The organism is Arthrobacter sp. Sr33, assembly GCF_054511195.1.
In genome coordinates, this window is the sequence record NZ_JBTNDD010000007.1 from 95,808 (window position 1) to 111,049 (window position 15,242).

Annotated in this window: 15 protein-coding genes; 7 read left to right on the top strand and 8 right to left on the bottom strand. The window is 62.1% G+C overall.

Features of this window, described 5'->3' with window-relative positions; translation table 11 throughout:
* Positions 1 to 176 precede the first annotated feature (176 nt).
* Complete coding sequence (locus tag ACX80T_RS10815) at positions 177 to 938, bottom strand: isoprenyl transferase (protein ID WP_024476361.1); 762 nt, start codon at positions 936 to 938, stop codon at positions 177 to 179.
* 170 nt (positions 939 to 1,108) lie between these two features.
* Between ACX80T_RS10815 and trhA the strand changes: the two genes are divergently transcribed.
* The gene (gene trhA / locus ACX80T_RS10820; protein ID WP_024476360.1) at positions 1,109 to 1,771 is read left to right on the top strand and encodes a PAQR family membrane homeostasis protein TrhA; all 663 of its coding nucleotides are present in this window, start codon (positions 1,109 to 1,111) and stop codon (positions 1,769 to 1,771) included.
* A 58-nt stretch (positions 1,772 to 1,829) separates the two neighbouring features.
* On the opposite strand, the gene ACX80T_RS10825 is transcribed toward trhA, so the two are convergent.
* A complete protein-coding gene (locus ACX80T_RS10825; RefSeq protein WP_019483660.1) occupies positions 1,830 to 2,147 on the bottom strand; it encodes a hypothetical protein in 318 nt (105 codons plus the stop codon).
* Positions 2,148 to 2,193: 46 nt separating this feature from the next.
* Complete coding sequence (mca, locus tag ACX80T_RS10830; RefSeq protein ID WP_019483661.1) at positions 2,194 to 3,123, bottom strand: mycothiol conjugate amidase Mca; 930 nt, start codon at positions 3,121 to 3,123, stop codon at positions 2,194 to 2,196.
* A gap of 67 nt (positions 3,124 to 3,190) precedes the next feature.
* On the opposite strand from mca, the gene ACX80T_RS10835 reads away from it, so the two are divergent.
* Positions 3,191 to 3,637 carry a DUF4307 domain-containing protein gene (locus ACX80T_RS10835; protein WP_035747574.1) on the top strand — a complete coding sequence of 149 codons (447 nt, stop codon included), beginning with the start codon at positions 3,191 to 3,193 and terminating at the stop codon, positions 3,635 to 3,637.
* 254 nt (positions 3,638 to 3,891) lie between these two features.
* A complete protein-coding gene (gene greA / locus ACX80T_RS10840) occupies positions 3,892 to 4,389 on the top strand; it encodes a transcription elongation factor GreA (RefSeq protein WP_035747584.1) in 498 nt (165 codons plus the stop codon).
* A gap of 16 nt (positions 4,390 to 4,405) precedes the next feature.
* Here the strand turns inward: greA and ACX80T_RS10845 are convergent, their stop codons facing one another.
* From ACX80T_RS10845 to ACX80T_RS10860, 4 genes are all read right to left on the bottom strand, one after another.
* The gene (locus ACX80T_RS10845; protein WP_459304417.1) at positions 4,406 to 5,002 is read right to left on the bottom strand and encodes a rhomboid family intramembrane serine protease; all 597 of its coding nucleotides are present in this window, start codon (positions 5,000 to 5,002) and stop codon (positions 4,406 to 4,408) included.
* A gap of 2 nt (positions 5,003 to 5,004) precedes the next feature.
* Entirely contained in the window at positions 5,005 to 6,258 is a 1,254-nt protein-coding gene (gene ilvA, locus ACX80T_RS10850) for a threonine ammonia-lyase (RefSeq protein WP_019483665.1), read from the bottom strand.
* Positions 6,255 to 7,514, bottom strand: coding sequence for an AI-2E family transporter (locus tag ACX80T_RS10855; protein WP_024476356.1), 1,260 nt, complete (start codon positions 7,512 to 7,514; stop codon positions 6,255 to 6,257). The genes ilvA and ACX80T_RS10855 overlap by 4 nt, the downstream gene beginning before the upstream one ends.
* Positions 7,515 to 7,699: 185 nt before the next feature.
* Positions 7,700 to 8,551 (bottom strand): Bax inhibitor-1/YccA family protein, encoded by an 852-nt coding sequence (locus ACX80T_RS10860; RefSeq protein ID WP_024476355.1) that lies wholly within the window; start codon positions 8,549 to 8,551, stop codon positions 7,700 to 7,702.
* Between the two features lie 279 nt (positions 8,552 to 8,830).
* On the opposite strand from ACX80T_RS10860, the gene ACX80T_RS10865 reads away from it, so the two are divergent.
* The 4 genes from ACX80T_RS10865 (at position 8,831) to ACX80T_RS10880 (ending at position 13,054) form a co-directional block, all read left to right on the top strand.
* Positions 8,831 to 10,183, top strand: a complete 1,353-nt coding sequence (locus ACX80T_RS10865; RefSeq protein WP_019483668.1) for a branched-chain amino acid ABC transporter permease — start codon at positions 8,831 to 8,833, stop codon at positions 10,181 to 10,183.
* A gap of 11 nt (positions 10,184 to 10,194) precedes the next feature.
* Positions 10,195 to 11,175 carry a branched-chain amino acid ABC transporter permease gene (locus ACX80T_RS10870; protein WP_019483669.1) on the top strand — a complete coding sequence of 327 codons (981 nt, stop codon included), beginning with the start codon at positions 10,195 to 10,197 and terminating at the stop codon, positions 11,173 to 11,175.
* 113 nt (positions 11,176 to 11,288) lie between these two features.
* Positions 11,289 to 12,317 carry an ABC transporter ATP-binding protein gene (locus tag ACX80T_RS10875; protein ID WP_051317647.1) on the top strand — a complete coding sequence of 343 codons (1,029 nt, stop codon included), beginning with the start codon at positions 11,289 to 11,291 and terminating at the stop codon, positions 12,315 to 12,317.
* Positions 12,314 to 13,054 carry an ABC transporter ATP-binding protein gene (locus ACX80T_RS10880; protein ID WP_024476352.1) on the top strand — a complete coding sequence of 247 codons (741 nt, stop codon included), beginning with the start codon at positions 12,314 to 12,316 and terminating at the stop codon, positions 13,052 to 13,054. Before ACX80T_RS10875 ends, ACX80T_RS10880 begins: the two co-directional genes overlap by 4 nt.
* Positions 13,055 to 13,706: 652 nt before the next feature.
* On the opposite strand, the gene ACX80T_RS10885 is transcribed toward ACX80T_RS10880, so the two are convergent.
* Positions 13,707 to 15,092, bottom strand: a complete 1,386-nt coding sequence (locus tag ACX80T_RS10885) for an ABC transporter substrate-binding protein (protein ID WP_116778924.1) — start codon at positions 15,090 to 15,092, stop codon at positions 13,707 to 13,709.
* Positions 15,093 to 15,242 lie beyond the last annotated feature (150 nt).

Here is a 15,242-nt window from a genome sequence, read left to right on the forward strand (position 1 = left end):
ACGGCCTCCCCTGACGTCGCGCTGTGCTGGTGAGCACTGTTCGCTGCATCGGTAGCCTCCCGATCAGTGGGCCCTGGTGCCTCCTGATGGTGTCGAGAATACGCCCGGCATCGGGCCCACGAGAGTTTGGCGCGGCGTGTCGAAGAATAATTCGAGGTGAACTTCCGCTTGAATCGTCAGCCGCCGAATCGCCGCTGGCGCCGCCCATAATCCCGGAGCGCACGCAGGAAATCCACCCGGCGGAAGTCGGGCCAGAGCGCTTCGCAGAAGTAGAACTCGCTGTAGGCGCTCTGCCACATCAGAAACCCTGACAACCGCTGCTCTCCCGAGGTCCTAATCACCAGGTCGGGGTCAGGTTGTCCGCGGGTGTACAGGAAAGAGGAGATTTGCTGGTCGGTGAGACCGGTGGCAACGTCTTCCAACGACTGCCCCTCCGCTGCCGAGGCGAGCAGTAGTTCTTTGACGGCGTCGACAATTTCCCGGCGTCCCCCATAGCCCACCGCGACATTCACGTGCAGACCGTCAATTTCCCTGGTCTGTGTGGCCAGCGAGCACAGCTTGTCCGAGAGGTTGTCGGGCAGCAGTTCAAGCGCCCCGACGGGTTGCACCCGTACCCGGTTGCCCTCCCCCAGCCGATCGAGGGTATTGGCGATGATGTCCAATAGCTGCGCTATTTCCTCGGGGGAACGGCTCATGTTGTCGGTGGAAAGCATGTAAAGCGTCACCACCTCGACGCCAAGCTCCTCGCACCAGCCCAGAAACTCGTGGATCTTGTCGGCACCGGCCTGATGTCCATCCCGGGTCGGAGCGCCAGCCAACTTGGCCCACCGCCGGTTGCCGTCGACCATTACACCGATGTGATGCGGAATCCTTTCGGGATCCAGCGACCGCTGGAGCTTGCGTTCGTAAAAGTTATAGGCGAATCCTGGAAACTTCACTGGGTGGTTCACCTATCCTTCTTCCGTTGGTCGCCAATCTGATGCTCTACTCCTAAGGTACCGCCACGGACCAGCTCCACCGATAACAGCCTCGGGGTGGTTTACGAGATCCCTCACCGCAGCCTGGTTACCGTCGAGTAACATAGCGAGTCGACAGCTAGGATTATGCAATGACCTCGAGCTTCCCAGGCACCCTCAAACCGAAGTTGCGCGGCTGGCTGCATGCGGGGGCCACCCCTCTGGCACTGGCCGCCGGCATCGTGCTCGTTGCCATCGCCCCGACGGCGGGCGGCAAGATCACGTCAGCCATCTATGCTCTGACCGGGGTGCTGCTCTTCGGCGTCAGCGCCGTCTATCACACCGGCACCTGGACCGACCGAACCAGGGTGGTCCTGAAGCGGCTTGACCACACGAACATCATGCTGGTGATCGCCGGCAGTTACACCCCGCTGGCCTGGGCCTTGCTGGAGCCCGACAAGGCGGCTGTCCTGCTGTGGGTGATCTGGTCCGGCGCCATTGCTGGGGTCCTGTTTCGGGTGCTCTGGGTGAACGCACCACGCTGGCTCTATGTGCCCGTCTATGTGGCGCTGGGACTGGGCGCCCTCTTCTACCTGCCGGATTTCCTGGCCGCGAGCGTTCCTGCGACAGTACTCATCATCATTGGCGGCGCCCTATATATTGCCGGCGCGGTCTTTTATGCGCTCAAGCGCCCCAACTTCAGTGTCAGATGGTTTGGTTTTCATGAACTGTTTCACGCCTTCACCATTGCCGCCTTCACCGTTCATTTCATCGCGATCGTCATCGCAGTCCTGAATCCACTCCATGGGCCTTGACCGGTTTATCCGGCCGGACGACGGCGGGTCGGCTCCCAAGTACCCAGGCCGGCAGGGTCTAGCGGTTTCCCGGCGTCGTCTCTGGTCGCGAGTCGGAGTCATTGGCGCGACGTTCCCCGGGGACACGGTCGTCGTTGGGACCGGTTTCGGGACTGCCTGAACCGGCGGCTTCGTCCATCATCCCCTGGTACCGAACCCTCCGGATCCGTTTGGACATGTCGCGGATAAGGAAGATGACAGCTATCACCATCAACAGGGTGAAAACGAAGCCCAGCAGACCGGGCGTCACCTGGCTGGGATCCAGCCCCGGCCTGAGCCCATCCTCCTGATCGGGGACAGGGCTTACGGTTGACACCAGGTTGAGCAGGTAATTCACAATGCACCACTTTCGAAAGGAACGGTGGGCCGCAAGGCCCACCTCCTTATTCTACGCCAGCGAAGAAGTCAGCTTCGGGCAGTTTGGCTTCCACCCGGGAGTGGATCAATGAGTAGTCTTCCCACGGCCAGACTTCGCGCTGCAGGTCTGCTGACACGGCGAAGAAGAACCCATCCGGATCAACCTGTGTCCGGTGCGAGAGCAACGCCCGATCACGGTGCTCAAAAAAGTCTCCACACTCGATCTGGGTAGTGGTCTTGTGCGTGGGTGCCGGGGCCTGATGGCCTTCCGAGTCGGCTTCAAGCCACGCCGCGATCCGGGCGGCATAGGGTGACTGCAGGCCGGCAGCTTCGAGGGCGTTGTGCAGTGCATGGAATCGTTCGGGATTGAACGCGCGGTCGTAATACAGTTTCGACGGCGCCCAGGCGGCCCCGGTGCCGGGATACCGATCGGCGTCGGCGGCTGCATGATAGGCCTCGACGGCCACCTTGTGGGCCATGATGTGGTCCGGGTGTGGGTACCCACCATTCTCGTCGTAGCTCAGGATGACGTGGGGGCGGAAATCACGGATCAGTTTGACCAGTGGTGCCGCCGCACGCTCCAGTGGCTGCACTGCGAAGCACCCGAACGGCAACGGGGGCAAGGGGTCGCCCTCGGGCAGACCGGAGTCCGTGAAGCCCAGCCAGCGCTGGCGGATTCCCAGCGCTCGCGCCGCGTCGGCCATCTCCACCCGCCGCAGGCCAGCCAGGTCCCGCAGTGCTTGGGGATCGCCAGCGACCTTCTCGTTGAGGATGTCCCCGCGTTCCCCTCCGGTGCAGGTGGCAACCAGCACGTCCACGCCGGCGGCGGCGTACCGGGCCATGGTGGCTGCGCCTTTGCTTGACTCATCGTCCGGATGGGCGTGGACTGCCAGCAGCCGGAATCCCTCGCCAGGAGCCGACGCGCTGAATGATGGACGGTTTTCCGGGCTGGGCAACTACTGCTCCTGTGGGTTCGGCTATCGCTTTAGGCAATAGATTCCGGCGGGGATAAAATGGTTTCCGATGAACACCAACCAACCGCCAGTATCAAGAGTAGCCAATCGCTACGGCACCCCCAAGCCGGGATTACCAGGGCGGACGAAGAAGCGGATCATCTGGGGCGCCCTCGCCGTAGCAGTGGTCACCATCGCTGTGTTCACCGTACAGACTTCCGTCCCGGAGGTAACCAGCAAGGACGTCGGGTTCAACATTCAGGACGCCGGGAACGCCAACGTTGACTTCGATGTCACCAAAGCCCCCGACGCAACGGTGCAGTGCGCCGTGCAGGTCTTGAGCGAAACCTACGCGGTGGTGGGCTGGGAAATCGTGGAGATCGGTCCCAATAGCGCCGATGAAGGGACCGACGGCGGTCGCACCACAGCGCATCGTGCCCAGATCCGCACCGAATCGGTGGGTGTCTCAGGCGGGGTCAACGCTTGCTGGGTCATCAAGGAAAACGGTTCCGCATAGGCCTGCCGGAGATTCCGAACGTCTCGATTTCACTACATTTCGGCCTTTACCCCCGTGCCCTACCTTGGGATTACCGAGGCAGGGCGTCTACACTGGGGACAATACGTTCGGCTCTCCCCAACCGGTGATCAACTGTGTATGTGGTCACCAAGGGTGGAGCCTTTATTTGTTGCTAAGCCTGCTTACATCTCGTTGTGCAGGCTGTCACCATGCCGAAACCGCTCGATCAACGGGTTTCGGACATAGCTAAGGAGATGCCCGTGTCCACCAACAGTGCACCTGTCGCATGGCTTACCCAGGAGTCCTATGACCGCCTCAAGGCCGAGCTGGAGCATTTGTCCGGTCCCGGCCGGACCGAAGTTGTTGCCCGGATTGAACAGGCACGGTCCGAGGGTGACCTCAAGGAGAACGGTGGCTACCACGCCGCCAAGGAAGAACAGGGCAAGTCAGAGGCCCGGATCCGTCAGCTCACTGCGCTGCTGGAGAACGCCCACGTTGGCGAAGCCCCGGAAGACAACGGAATTGTGGAACCCGGCATGCTGGTTCACGCCAGGATCGCCGGCGACGACGCCACGTTCCTGCTCGGCAGCCGCGAAGTTGCCGGTGACACCGACATTGACGTCTACAGCGAGAAGTCTCCGCTGGGAGCTGCCATCCAGGGTAAGAAGGCCGGTGACAAAGTCACCTACACGGCGCCGAATGGCAAGGAGATTGAGGTTGAGGTCCTGTCGGCCAAGCCGTACGTAGGGTAAGACCTTTCTGACGCCCTTAACGGGCTTTTGACTGCCGACGGCGGTCCGTCCCACCAGGGGCGGGCCGCCGTTTCAGTATCACGGCAGCAAGCACCCCGCCGAGCGCCCCGAACAGGTGAGCCTGCCAGGAGATGTTGGATCCCGCGCTGGGCAGGATTCCCCACAGGATCGAGCCATACATCAGGAAGACCACGAGGGCGAGCAGGATCTGTCGCAGGCTGCGGTTATAGAAGCCCCTGACCATCAGGTAGGCAAACAGGCCAAAAACCACGCCGGAGGCGCCGATGGTAAGTCCGCCGCCGAAAATCCACACCCCGATCCCGGATCCCAACCAGCTAGCCGCCACGGCAATGGCGAACCGACGTGTTCCCTCAAGGAATGTGAGGAAACCGAGCACCAGCAGCGGCAGCGTGTTGCTCAGGAGGTGTCCCACCCCAGCGTGCAGCAGCGGCGCGAACAGGACGCCGTCGAGGCCCGACACCTCCCGCGGGTCAATCCCCAGCCAGCCAACCAGTCGGGCGCCCGTGAGCACATTGACCAGGTGGATGGCCCAGAGCAGCGCCGCGAACACACCGACCGTGAGTAGTCCTTTGCGGGCGCGTTCGGCGAGCATGCTCAGCCTTCGATAACCATGGGCTGGAATCCTTCGGCCCGCAGGTTACCGAGGATGAGATCGCAGTGTTCATCACCCTTGGTCTCCATATTGATGGTTATCGCAACATCTCCCATGCTGATGGATCCACCCACCCGGGTGTGATCGACACCGGTCACGTTGGCGTCGGATTCGGCGATGATCCGGGAAATCGTGGCCAGTGAGCCTGGCCTGTCATCGAGGAGCATCCGCACCACCAGGTACCTGCCCGCAGCGGCGAGTCCTCGCTGAATGACCTTGAGCATCAGCATCGGGTCGATGTTCCCGCCCGACAGGATGACCGCCGTATTTCCCGGGGAAGCGCCGTTCTCGGTGAGCTTGCCGTCGAGCAGGGCCGCCACCCCCACCGCGCCCGCGGGCTCCACCACCATCTTTGACCGTTCGAGCAAGAAGATCAGCGCCCGTGCCAGTGAATCCTCGGTGACCGTGACGACGTCGTCGACCAGTTCCTTGATGATCGAGAAGGGCAGCTGACCGGGGCGGCCCACGGCAATGCCGTCGGCGATGGTCGATACCTTGGTTAGCGGTACCAGCGCATCAGCCGCCAACGACGGCGGGTAGGCCGCAGCGTTTTCGGCCTGCACCCCGATGATCCGGATCTCCCGGCCCAACTCCCTCGCTCTGGCCTTGACAGCGACGGCGACCCCAGCCAGCAGACCACCGCCGCCCACCCCCATCAGGATGGTGTCGACGTCGGGCACTTGTTCGAGGATTTCCAGCCCGATGGTCCCCTGACCGGCGACCACATCGACGTTGTCGAAGGGGTGGACGAATACGGTGTCGGTCTCCTCGGCGTACCGTTTGGCTTCCGCGAGCGCTTCATCGACGTTGTGCCCGTGAAGGACCACTTCGGCGCCGTGGCCGCGGGTGGCAGCGAGCTTGGGTAGCGCGACACCCAATGGCATGTAGATGCGCGCCTTGATGCCGAGCCGGGCGGCAGCAACCGCCACCCCCTGGGCGTGGTTGCCTGCCGACGCGGCCACCACTCCCCTGGCCTTCTCGGCGTCGGAGAGCCGTGCCATCCGCACGTAAGCGCCGCGGATCTTGAAGGATCCCGCCCGCTGCAGATTCTCGCACTTCAGCGACACATTGGCGCCAATCAGGCGCCCCAGCGCCCTGGACTCCTCAATCGGGGTGCGGGCGATGACTCCGTCAAGGAGTTTCTGCGCGGCTTGGACGTCATCCAGCGTCACGGCGAGATCCAAAAGATCAGTCACTGGTTGGCCTTTCGTGTGTCATCTGGGGTGGTGGTGTGGATCGGGTGGTTGTTGGTGTCTTCGTCGCTGAGGGGAGGGTCCTCCGGAGGCTCCGGAAGGCCGTCGGGTGGTGGCGGGATCCCGCCGACGACCGGGTCCGTCTCCCAGGAGCGCGCGGCAATATATCGCACCACTGTGTTCACCACCGCGAGGAGGGGCACCGAAAAGAGCGCTCCGGGGATTCCAGCGATCAGTGTTCCGCCAGCGACGGCGAGGACCACCGCCAGGGGGTGGAGGGACACTGCGGGTCCCATGATCAGCGGTTGCAGGACGTGACCTTCCAGTTGCTGCACGACCAGCACAATGGCGAGCATGATCAACGCGTTGACCCAGCCGTTGGCTACCAGTGCGAGCAGGACCGCTACCAAACCGGTGAACAGTGCTCCCACGATGGGGATGAAGGATCCCAGGAAGACCAGGACACTGAGCGGCAGCGCCAGCGGCACCCCGATCAGGGCGGCACCGACTCCGATACCCACAGCATCAACGAACGCTACGAGCATCTGCACCCGCACGTAGTTGGCCATTGAGGACCAGCCACGGCGTCCGGCGCCGTCGACAGCTGTTCGGGCGTCACGCGGCATCAGCCCAACCACGAAGCGCCAGATCCGCTCCCCCTCCAAGAGGAAGAAGATCAGGGCGAAGACCGCCAGCAGCGCCCCGGCCGCGAAGCTGCCGGCGCTACTCCCAAGAGAGATCACGCCTGTCACGATCGATCCGCTGTTGTTCTGGACGGCGCTGGCACCCTCACTGATGAACTGGTCTATCTGGAAGTCGGTGAGACCCAGCGGCCCATCGTGGAGCCAGGTCTGGACCTGCCGGATCCCTTCCACCACCTCATCCCAGAGATCGGTAAATCCGAGAGCCAGTTGCCGGCCCGCCAGCGTTGCCATCGAGCCCACCACTCCCAGGAACCCTACGACGGTGAGGGCGACGGCGAGACCGTTCGGGACCCGTGCCTTCCGCAGCAAACCCATCACGGGTAACAGGAGGCTGGCCAACAACCCTGCGAGCAGGAGCGGGATAATGAGTAGCGAGATGTGTCCGAGGAGCCAGATCAGCATTCCGGCCACGACGATGATCAAGCCGACCCGCCATGCCCACGCAGCCGAGAGGCTCAGCGCGTACGGTACATCCCTGACGAGGGCCCGCCCCATGGCCTGTTCGCGGGCGCCCTGAATACCCGACGGGGTCTGCCGCTGAGGAGGGCGAATCATGGTGCAATCTTTCCACACGTCACTGATCGTTCAGCACTGGGTCCAGCCTGCCGGACCCGTGTGACTAAAGGTCAGCCCACTGCCAATCGGAGGGCGCTTGGCGGACCAGCCAGGGGGCTATTAAACACTTATGCCCGCAACAATCGCTGCGGGCATAAGTCGAAGGATTACGAAATGCTGAGGACTTAGTCGCTGCCGCGCAGGATCGCGATGAGGCGAATGAATTCCACGTAGAGCCAGATCAGCGTGACGGTCAGGCCGAAGGCCGCGGTCCACGAGTATTTCTGGGGTGCACCGTTTCGCACTCCGTCGCTGATCGACGTGAAGTCGATAACGAGGGAAAAGGCGGCGAGCCCGATCGCGAAAATACCAATAATGACACCGAGTGGGATACCGGCGATTTCGATTCCGGTGCGCAGGCCCCAAGGGTCTTCGCTAACGCCAAAGAGCATCAGACCGAGGTTGACCAGGCTGAACGCTGCGTACCCGAGGATGGCGATCATGAAGATTTTCATCGCCTTGGGTGTGGCACGCACCTTGCCGCTCTTGAACAGGGCCAAAGTGATGGCGAAGACGGTGAGCGTCCCCACGAGGGCCTGCAGCGCGATGTTGGGGAACTGAGCCTCCAACACCATGGTCAGCCCGCCAACGAACAGACCCTGCAGGAACGCGTAGGCCAGGATCAGCGCCGGGACGGGTTCCCGCTTGAAAGCGTTGACCAGTCCAAGTACCAGCCCGCCGACCATACCGACGATCATCAGCGGCATCACGAGCCCTGGGAGCAGGAAGGCAGGCACAGCAGCACCGACCAGTACAACGCCGATCGAGAGGACTGTCTTGACGATCACGTCGTCGAAGGTCATCCGTCCGGTCTGCGAGGGCCCCGCTGATGGCTGGTTGTACAGGTCTTCCATCTGGGTGGTGCTCATTGCGCTCTGGCCGGCGAGCGCAGTTGCGCCTTGCCCTGCCGGAGTGTTGCCGCGTGCAGCGGTACGGAAGTTCTTTCCGTTGAATACCGGGTTACCGCCAAGTGCCATGTGAACTTGTCCTCCAATGGGGGATGAATGTGATTTTAACCTTATCAATGTCAACGCTTTTTCCGACATTTTGTTCCCTGCGGCGCCAGCGACGCCAGCAGTCGTTACCCAATCGCTACCCGCCGGTAGCCGTTTGGGTATCCGTCGAAACATGGCACGGGTAACATGAACTCACACTCGGTGACATGTGTCACAAGACATGTGGCACCAGACGTATGCCACAAGCCGTCCTTACTCCACCGGATCGCCGGTGGGGCACCCCATAGTGAGGTTCATAACTTGATAACCCGACCGACGCCTGCGTGGATCAGGAGGCTGCTGGTTTTCGCGACCGGCCTCATCGCCGTCCTCATGCTCAGCGCCCCCGCAGCCCAGGGCTACCACCCAGGGGCCCCCGCGACAGCTCCCAGCACACTGGCCGCATCGCATCTCCCCGGGCAGATCGTTGCCCAGGAGTTCACTGACCGGATCAGTGGTGTTCTCCGGAACGCCGACGGCCCTCTCGCGGACGTCACCATCTCGGTATCGGGCAACGGGTTCGATGGTGAGACTACTTCGGCAGCCAACGGGTCCTGGTCCGTCGGGGTACCCGAGCAGGGTGCCTACGAGGTAACCCTCGAAGTTGACACCCTCCCCGAGGGTGCGGCCCTGGCTGAAGGCCAGGCCAATCCGCGCACAGTCACCTTTGCTGGCACATCCAACGTCACCACGCTGTTTCTGTTCGGCGAGGGGATCGTCACAACCACCACCAGCTTCTGGGACACCCTCGCGGAACGCTCCCTCGCCGGCCTCAGCTTCGGCCTGCTGCTCGCGCTGAGCGCCGTCGGGCTGTCGTTGATTTTCGGTACAACCGGGCTCACCAACTTCGCCCACGGCGAGATGGTTACCTTTGGCGCGGTAGTTGCCTTCGGATTCGCCGCATTGGGGTTGCCCATCTTCGTGGCAATACCGTTGGCGGTGGTCGCTGGTGCTCTCCTCGGGTGGGTCCAGGATGCTGGTTTGTGGAAGCCCCTGCGCCGTCGCGGAACCGGGCTGGTTCCCATGATGATCGTCAGCATTGGGCTCGCCCTGGCGCTCCGGTACATCATTCAGTTCAATTTCGGTGGTGCCACGCAGCAGTTGCCTGGCGCCCAGAGCGCTCGGCTGGACTTCGGACCGGTCTCCATTTCACAGAACAACCTCAATTCGTTGCTGATTTCCCTGGTGATCATCCTGTTGGTTGGGTTCCTCCTCCTGCGCACCCGCCTCGGCAAAGCCACCCGCGCGGTGTCGGACAACCCAGCCCTCGCTGCCGCTTCAGGTATCGATGTGGACCGGGTCATCCGGATTGTCTGGATGGTCGGCGGGGCGCTGGCAGCCCTCGGCGGAATCCTCTGGGCGTACTACCGTCCGGGCGTGTCCTTCAACATGGGTCAGCAGATCCTGCTGCTCATCTTCGCTGGCGTCGTCCTCGGTGGACTGGGCACCGTGTTCGGTGCCCTCATCGGGTCGATCATCGTAGGACTGTTCGTGGAAATCTCGACCATCTGGCTGGAAGCCGACCTTAAGTATGTGGGAGCGCTTCTGATCATGATTCTGGTTCTTCTGTTCCGGCCGCAGGGTATCCTCGGCCGCAAAGAGCGCGTCGGTTAGGGGCTCACATCATGGATTTCGGAAATATTCTTGCACTCGCCTTCGGCGAAATGATCAGCCCCACCACCGCCGCTTATGCTCTGGCCGCCCTCGGTCTCGCCGTGCACTTTGGCTATTCAGGACTGCTGAACTTCGGCCAGGCCGGTTTCATGGCCGTGGGTGCCTACGGCTACGCAATTTCAACCCTGACTTTCGACGCTCCCCTGCCAGTCGCCGTCCTGGTGGCGTTGACGGCCTCCGTGCTTTTCGCCCTCATCCTGGGCATTCCCACCCTGCGCCTACGAGCCGACTATCTCGCGATCGTCACTATCGCCGCAGCGGAAATCGTCAGGTACATCGTGACCACCAACGGGCTGACCGAGGTGACGGGCTCAGCCAACGGTCTCGCCAACTTCGAGAATGGCTTTTTCGCGCTAAATCCGTTGGCCCCGGGATCCTACAATGTGGGTCCCATCGCAATGAATGAGCGGGACCTGTGGATCAGAATCGTGGGCTGGACCATTGTGGCCCTCGCCTGCCTGACCGTCTGGTTGCTCATGCGCAGCCCCTGGGGCCGTGTGCTCAAGGGGATCAGGGAGGACGAGAACGCTGTTCGTGCCCTGGGCAAGAACGTGTACGCGTACAAGATGCAGGCGCTGGTTATCGGTGGCCTCCTCGGTTCCCTGGCGGGCATGATCTTCACCCTCCCCCGCGGCGCGGTACAGCCTGCCAACTATGCCACGGAGCTAACGTTCTTCCTGTACACCTGTCTCCTGCTCGGTGGCATGGCCACCGTTCTTGGACCGGTGATCGGGGCCATGATCTTCTGGGTGGTGCTGTCCCTGACCCAGGGGCTGCTCTACGGTGCAATTGAAATCGGTGCCATCACCTTCCTGTCCAACGTGCAGGCAGGTCAATTGCGCTACATCCTCGTTGGCGTCGCGTTGATGCTGCTAATGGTGTTCAGACCCCAGGGCGTCCTGGGTAACAAGAAGGAGCTGGCGTTCGCATGACCGAACCACTAGAGACGCAGCCGACCACCGGGGACGGGCGTCCACCCAAACACAGTGCGGCCACCCCCGGAGCCGTGGAGTCAGCGCCTGCCGGCTCAACCCCGGTGGACTACATGACCGATTCCCGCGACATCACCACCGGGCAGACCGGTCCAGGCTGCAAAAAACGGGACCCCATCCTGGTCGCGGAGAAGGTGACCCGCCAATTCGGTGGGATGAACGCCGTCGACGTCGAGTATCTTGAGGTCCCCCGCAACAAAATCACTGCGCTGATCGGGCCCAATGGTGCTGGCAAGACCACACTCTTCAACCTGTTGACCGGCTTCGACACCCCTAACAGCGGGCAGTGGCGTTTCGACGACCGTGACATCGCCGGGGTGCCGTCCTACAAGGTGGCCCGGATGGGGATGGTGCGTACCTTCCAGCTCACCAAGGTGATGGGCAAGTTGACCGTCATGGAGAACATGCGTCTGGGCGCCACTGCACAACCCGGTGAGAGCCTCGCTCGGGCCCTGTTCAAGGGGCTATGGGGTAAGCGGGAGAAGGAAATCACCGAGCAGGCAGACGTGCTCCTCGCCAAGTTCAAACTGGATGCGAAGAAGGACGACTACGCGGCGTCACTGTCGGGAGGCCAGCGTAAGCTGCTCGAAATGGCCCGGGCACTGATGGTCAAGCCGGTTCTCGTCATGCTCGATGAGCCGATGGCTGGAGTTAACCCAGCACTCACCCAGTCCCTGCTGGACCACATCAAGAACCTCAAGGCCGAGGGCATGACGGTGCTGTTCGTCGAGCACGACATGCACATGGTCCGTCACATCGCGGATTGGGTGGTGGTGATGGCCGAGGGCAGGATCGTCGCCGAAGGGCCGCCCGAGATAGTGATGAAGGATAAGGCCGTGATCGATGCCTACCTTGGCGCGCATCACGACGTCGACCTCGGCGACTCAAAGGGCGTCGAGATGCTTGAAGTTGAGCTCGCCCAGGACGAGGAGTCCGTCGTCGGCACCGCCGACGCCGGCATCCTGGCCCACCCCGGAGGCACCCAATTGGACGGCACGCCAGTCGAAACCACTCGCACAGGCCAGACTGGTCCCGCCACAACGGCGGATACCGCACCGGACAGCAAGGAGACCCGACCATGAGCGAGGACAACAGCACATCGGTGGTCAAGGTCACCGACCTGGTGGCTGGCTACCTGCCGGGCGTCAACATCCTCAACGGCTGCAGTATTGAGGCACGGTCGGGTGAGCTGATCGGCATCATCGGCCCCAACGGCGCTGGTAAGTCCACGCTGCTCAAGGCCATGTTTGGGTTGGTGAAGGTACATTCCGGGTCTGTGGTGGTCAGGGACAAAGACATCACCGGGCTCAAGGCCAACAAACTGGTTAGCCAGGGGGTCGGGTTCGTCCCACAGAACAACAACGTGTTCGCCTCGCTGACCATCGAGGAAAACCTCGAAATGGGTATGTACCAGCGGCCGAAGGACTTCAAGAAGCGGTTCGACTTCGTCGCTGACTTGTTCCCCGAACTGGGGAAGCGTCGGGCACAGCGGGCCGGGTCGCTCTCGGGCGGCGAACGCCAGATGGTGGCGATGGGACGGGCGCTCATGATGGACCCGGCAGTACTCCTGCTCGATGAGCCCTCAGCCGGTCTCTCACCCGTGAAACAGGATGAGACGTTCCTACGGGTACATGAGATCAACCGGGCGGGAGTCTCGGTGATCATGGTCGAGCAGAACGCCCGCCGGTGTCTCCAGATCTGTGACCGGGCGTATGTGCTCGATCAGGGGAAGGACGCGTACACGGGTACGGGCCGCGAGCTGATGAAGGATCCGAAGGTGATCCAGTTGTACCTGGGCACCCTCGCCGACACGGCTTAGCAGGCTCCTCAGGATCATAAACGCCCGGCTGGGAGTCCAGCCGGGCGTTTTGCGTTGGGCGCGTCCTCGCCTGCCCCTAGCCTCTCGGGAAACTGTGCAAATCAGGGCAAAAAGGATCCATGTGGGCTCATAGGCTGGTGCTCGCGGCGAACTCCGGTCCCTCCTCTGGAAAGACAACCCATGGACCGTCGCAATTCCATGACCATGCATTGTCACGGCTGGGCGGACGTGGACAGCTTCCTCGGCAAGGTGAGGGTCCTGCACAAGTGCGCAGACCGAGGACTTCATGCGGGGCACCGTCGCTGGCATGCGGGCCATGCCCTATGTGGAACGATTCGCCTGGAAAACCCGGGTGATCACAGAACCGAAGATGGGCAACTCGGCCCTCTTGACGGTCGAGGCTGGCGAACCTCCACCGGCAAGCTTTACGCCTCCCTGTAGAGCACAGGCGGCTTCCCTATAGTGCACTGGGGTCGTTCGGGTGGCCACACGGTCGGCTGCAGGCTGACGGCTGGCGGCGGTCCGGTGGGCAGCGAGAAAACATGCCCCGCTGTCCGGGTTGCTCACCAAAACGGCCGTTGCAACTCCCAGGTTCTGGGAGTTGCAACGGCCGTTGGTGGTGCGAGTGAATCAGTTGGGCTGACTAGACCGCTTAGAGCTGTCCGGTTTCGGAACGGCTCGGCTGCGGGACGTTGTCGCCGTCGAATGCATAGATCCCGATGAAGGCTTCGGTTGGGTCACCGTTTTCGTCAAAGGTGATCGGGCCGGAGATACCGTCATAGTCGATGTCTTCGCCGTCGCGCAGAAGGGTCACGCAAGCCGCGAAGTCGTAGCACTTCTCGCCTTCGCCGGTGACACCCTGAAGTTCGGCTGCAATTGCTGCACCATCGGTTGAACCTGCTGCTTCAGCTGCCAACGCGACAACATTCGCAGCGTCGTAGCTTTCACCTGCATAGCTCCAGCTGGTGAGGGCGGGATCGATTTCCAGCAATGCCTCCTGGAAGGCGTCACCGGTGAAGGGGCCAGGAATGGTTCCCTGAGCACCTTCCATGGTTCCTGGATCCAGATCTGCACTGTAGTCGGCCGTGTTGCCGTCCACCAGGAACAGGGTGCTTGGATCAATGCCCTGGGCCGTCAAGAGCGGCACAATGCTGGTTGCCTGGTCGAAGCTGATGACTACGATGGCGTCCGGCTCGGCAGCGACGACTGCATCAACCTGGCTGCTGAACTGTGAGTCACCCTCGTTGAACATCTCGTTGGCGACCACCTGGCCACCAGCTCCTTCAACTGCCTCGCTGATGAAGCCCTGAAGCCCGGTGCCGTAAGCATCGTTCAGGGTGACCATGCCGACGGTCTGGGCGCCACATTCCATGATGTAGTTGCCGAGCACGCGGCCCTGCAGCACATCTGAAGGTGCGGTGCGCCAGTACAGTCCGTTGTCATCCCAGTCGGTGAAGTCGGGAGCAGTGTTCGCAGGCGAAATCTGGATCACGCCAGCTCCGGTGATCTGGTTGATCACGGTTCGTGAAACACCTGAGGATGCGGCGCCGATGATGGCGCTGACGTCCTGAGACAGCAGATCCGTCACAGACTGGGTGGCAATGTCGGTGGTCGTGTCACCCGAGTCGCGGTGGATGATCTCGACGTCCTGGCCGAGCACGCCGCCAGCCTCGTTGATCTCCTGAACGGCGAGGTTGGTGCCAGCAATTTCGGGCGGACCGAGGAACGCTAGAGCACCTGTGGTTGGAAGCAGCGTTCCCAGGACCAGTGGTGTGTCGGAGGTGGTAGTCGCCTCGGGAACAGCGGACGGGTCCCCCTTCGGGTTGGCCTCGGGCGCTTCGCCACCCTGACTCTCCGGGCAGCTGAGCCCGGTTGCAGCGGCAGGGGCGGCTGAGGTTTCGCCGCCGTCTCCTTCAGGAGTGGATCCGCCGCAGGCAGATGCAAAGAGCGCGATACCCAGCCCCAAGGCAGCGACCTTTGCCGCGCGAGGTGCATTGTCTCCAATGCCGAACCGCACGGAGTTGCGTGTTGCAGTCATGTATGTTTTCTCCTCGACCGAAAGGCATTCTGTGCCTTTGATGCGATCACCAGGTGTTCCTGGTATGTAGAAAAGCTAATGCAAAAATGTGTCAAAAATAAGCAAAAACGGTCACATCCTTGTAACGCTCGCCACAGAGGGGTACAACCA

Excerpts from the sequence above, each read along its gene's own strand:
- trhA (WP_024476360.1), top strand. The coding sequence starts at position 1,109 with ATGACCTCGAGCTTCCCAGGCACCCTCAAACCGAAGTTGCGCGGCTGG.
- ACX80T_RS10835 (WP_035747574.1), top strand. The coding sequence starts at position 3,191 with ATGAACACCAACCAACCGCCAGTATCAAGAGTAGCCAATCGCTACGGC.
- greA (WP_035747584.1), top strand. The coding sequence starts at position 3,892 with ATGCCCGTGTCCACCAACAGTGCACCTGTCGCATGGCTTACCCAGGAG.
- ACX80T_RS10845 (WP_459304417.1), bottom strand. The coding sequence starts at position 5,002 with ATGCTCGCCGAACGCGCCCGCAAAGGACTACTCACGGTCGGTGTGTTC.
- ACX80T_RS10855 (WP_024476356.1), bottom strand. The coding sequence starts at position 7,514 with ATGATTCGCCCTCCTCAGCGGCAGACCCCGTCGGGTATTCAGGGCGCC.
- ACX80T_RS10860 (WP_024476355.1), bottom strand. The coding sequence starts at position 8,551 with ATGGCACTTGGCGGTAACCCGGTATTCAACGGAAAGAACTTCCGTACC.
- ACX80T_RS10870 (WP_019483669.1), top strand. The coding sequence starts at position 10,195 with ATGGATTTCGGAAATATTCTTGCACTCGCCTTCGGCGAAATGATCAGC.
- ACX80T_RS10875 (WP_051317647.1), top strand. The coding sequence starts at position 11,289 with ATGACCGATTCCCGCGACATCACCACCGGGCAGACCGGTCCAGGCTGC.
- ACX80T_RS10880 (WP_024476352.1), top strand. The coding sequence starts at position 12,314 with ATGAGCGAGGACAACAGCACATCGGTGGTCAAGGTCACCGACCTGGTG.
- ACX80T_RS10885 (WP_116778924.1), bottom strand. The coding sequence starts at position 15,092 with ATGACTGCAACACGCAACTCCGTGCGGTTCGGCATTGGAGACAATGCA.